We start from the raw sequence: 2,899 nt of genomic DNA, 5'->3' as shown, positions 1-2,899 counted from the left end.
GCCTGACCCCCACGCAGATTTTGCTAGGGACCTGGTGTGGGCAAAGGCAAAACGTGGGATGGAGGGAGCCAATCGAGGCATTTTTCTCCGATGGTCAGAAGCTTGCGAAGAATATCCTAGGATCGCTAAAAAAGACGTTACCTTTGGATGTATACACGGCATTGATGAGGTCCGTGATGCGCTTGAGGAAAGCTATCGCGGCCACCATCAATACCATTGGATTCGACCCAGGAAAACATGGATTGATGCAGCCTGCCCAGTTTACATCGATTTTGGTAAAGGCTTTCTGGCGCGGCTAGAAACCTACGACGATTCCGATCTCCGGTGCGTTCGCTTGATCGATAAAGCCAAGTTTATTCACGATGTAATGACACAGGTAGATGCCCATCAAATTGCGCCATGAATTAAATGGCCTCGCATAGAACACAATTGGGCAGAGTAGATGAGAGATTGAACCGTCTTATGTTCCATGCCAAAAGAAACATCTTTGATGATGTTGAGCCTAGATAATCCCTTTCAGTAGCACGCACTCACCGTCGCCAGGAGTAAGAATGGTAGTTTTTTGCTTTCCTCGCGTTACGCTAACCCGAAAGTTTTGAAGTGACTGGCTGTCAACGGCGTCTGGTGAATTCCCACGGACATAGCGGTCCGTATTGATTGCAGGTTGCCCTTTTGGTTTCACCAGCCACTTTTCAAACATTATTACTTCATCAAACTGTTTACCTTTGGCTTTGTGCATGTTCATGACGACCACACCAGATTCCGGCTTCGAGTTACTAGAGAAGTGTTCCCGGACAAACGCTTCCTTGGTGATCTTGAGAGCGTTAAGATACGAGCCGTTTTCAAGCCAATCCTCTCCAAGAGTCTGTCTGAAGCTTGTTCCTCTGCCTAATAATCGGAGGTTCCTTGTCTCTTTTGCAATCTCATTGAGTCGCTTACACTTACCCGTCTCTAGAGCGTTTCTGACTGATTTCCAGTCTTCGTGAGGATTCCCGCTGAACTCTACCTCGTCTCTGATATGAGCTAGGGTCGATAACGTTTTCACTAGAGGGCTGTTCGCTTTTATCGTATGGCCTCTTTGTGCTCTTTCCCGGTAGTCTAGAAACTGCGTCTGCAATTTGTTTGCTTCTTCGAGCGCTGATTTGGTGGGCTTGTCCCCGTTCTTTCCTCGATAGAAGTTGACCATCAAGGCGATCAGGTCCTCCAGATGGTCTTGGTACTCTGGGGGTTGCATTAGAAAAGCGATTATCTCTGCTCCGAGAATCGCGGCTTCAATCTCAATCGAAGCGGTGTGAGGAATTGGCTGCATTCCAGCAGGGGGCTTGAGCAGAGCTTCAGAAACTTGTCTCGTGAGCTTTTTAGTAGGTACCAGAATTGCTAAAGACCAGTTGCCTCCGTCTTTGTTAAATAATCTTTTCCGAGCTTTGTAGATTTCAGAAACAAGTTTGCTCATCGCTGGATCTGGGTAGGGGGGATAGCGAACAATCTCAACCCCGTTGTAAGAGCGTTGACGAAAACAACCAGTCAGAATGTCATTTCCAAATTTCCCAATGTCTGTGCCGGTACTGCGATGATTGTCATCGGTTAGGTCAATGTCTTGCGGGCCGAACGTAGTTCGAAAATGATCCAGGCGTTCAGGGTCCGCTCCTATCCAGTCGTAAATGCGTTGTTCTGGATCTGCCAGCGCTATCAAACGACACGTTTGACCAAGGGCTTTGACCACCCTCCACTGATCGACATTAGTATCTTGGAACTCGTCTAAAATGATGACTGGGTACATCGAGCCGATAAGCTTGCGAATGCGCTCGCTACCCTCAAGAAGTGTTGCGACGGAGGGTGCGAAAAGGTCGAAGCAAATCTGACCTTCGTTTTTCGCCAAGTTAAGTCGATAAATATTCTCTTCGCGTAAAAGATGTTGTTTTTCTTCTTCGGTTGCTGGCTTTTTGGGGTGTTTAAGTCGGAGGGCCGATAGCGCAATTGCTTCGGCAGGCGGAGCGAGAAGCTCCAGCTTTCTTGGAAATCCCATGAGATAGCCATGTGTCTTAAGCACCCGCCAAAAAAACGCGTGGTACGTCTCTACGTCAATCAATCTCTTGTCTTCGCGAGGTACGTCCTGTTCGGTTTCGATTGCCTCGACAACTCGGGACACTGTGGCACGGGCAAAGCTGAGGAACAGGATCTTTTGACCGGGTTTCAGCTCGTCTCGGGCGATTCGAGCGGCTTTCAGAATTGAGATGGTGGTTTTGCCCGATCCAGGGCCTCCTATCACTAGGAGTGGGCCAATGGAGCGCATTACTTCCTTCTGGCCGTCAGTCAGCTCCATCTGGGCCACCCTCATTAAAGTCTTCTGAAGAAATATTGTCACCGGCATTTTGATCCTCGTCTGATGGGTAACAATATTGCTTTAGTTCGCGTGCAGAAGACCGAAGCCATTCCGGAATCTCCGATTCAGAGCACTGAGCTAAAAAGTCGGCAATTCCCCAACTACCTTTTGACCATTTAAAAAAGTCGCTCAATGAGGCAAGCGCAGAAGTTGTTGGATTCGGATATTTTTCCGTCAAGTGTTGCGGCCACTCTAATCCCGCAGCAAATCTTTTTCGGGCTGCTGATGTTGTGCCTTTTAGGACCATGTCCTCGAATCCTTTCTCTTCATGCATCAGCAAAAGCTCAACTTGTTCTTCGATGAGCGCCTTGTTTTTCTGCCCCTGTTTGTCGCAAATCGCGAACGTGTTCTTACCCAAATCTTTATAAAGCTCCGCCATGCCGGGAATGTTGGTTTCGCTGGCTGCATCGATAGTGCAGATGCCTAATGCTTCGAGTGAGGAATATTCGTCTGGATTCAACTCGGCCAATCGACGGCACGCAACTGGAAAAGCAGAAGCTTCAGTTGCACCCTCTG

At 48.4% G+C, this 2,899-nt stretch carries 2 protein-coding genes and 1 pseudogene; 1 reads left to right on the top strand and 2 read right to left on the bottom strand.

Annotated elements, in window-relative coordinates; genetic code table 11:
* A pseudogene (locus ACN0IC_RS14870) lies at window positions 1-403 on the top strand (CoiA-like domain protein); the annotation flags it as partial.
* Window positions 404-502: 99 nt separating this feature from the next.
* Here ACN0IC_RS14870 and ACN0IC_RS14865 read toward each other — a convergent pair.
* Window positions 503-2,323: a UvrD-helicase domain-containing protein gene (locus ACN0IC_RS14865; RefSeq protein ID WP_416879557.1), complete on the bottom strand. Its 1,821-nt coding sequence runs from the start codon at window positions 2,321-2,323 to the stop codon at window positions 503-505.
* Window positions 2,310-2,899: TOPRIM nucleotidyl transferase/hydrolase domain-containing protein (locus ACN0IC_RS14860; RefSeq protein WP_416879556.1), on the bottom strand; the 590-nt coding region annotated here is incomplete at its 5' end. The genes ACN0IC_RS14860 and ACN0IC_RS14865, both read right to left, overlap by 14 nt.

Source organism: Litorimonas sp. (assembly GCA_029936425.1).
Lineage (GTDB): Bacteria > Pseudomonadota > Alphaproteobacteria > Caulobacterales > Maricaulaceae > Litorimonas.
The sequence above is the reverse complement of the archived record's forward strand: the minus strand, read 5'-3'. Positions and strand labels throughout refer to the sequence as shown.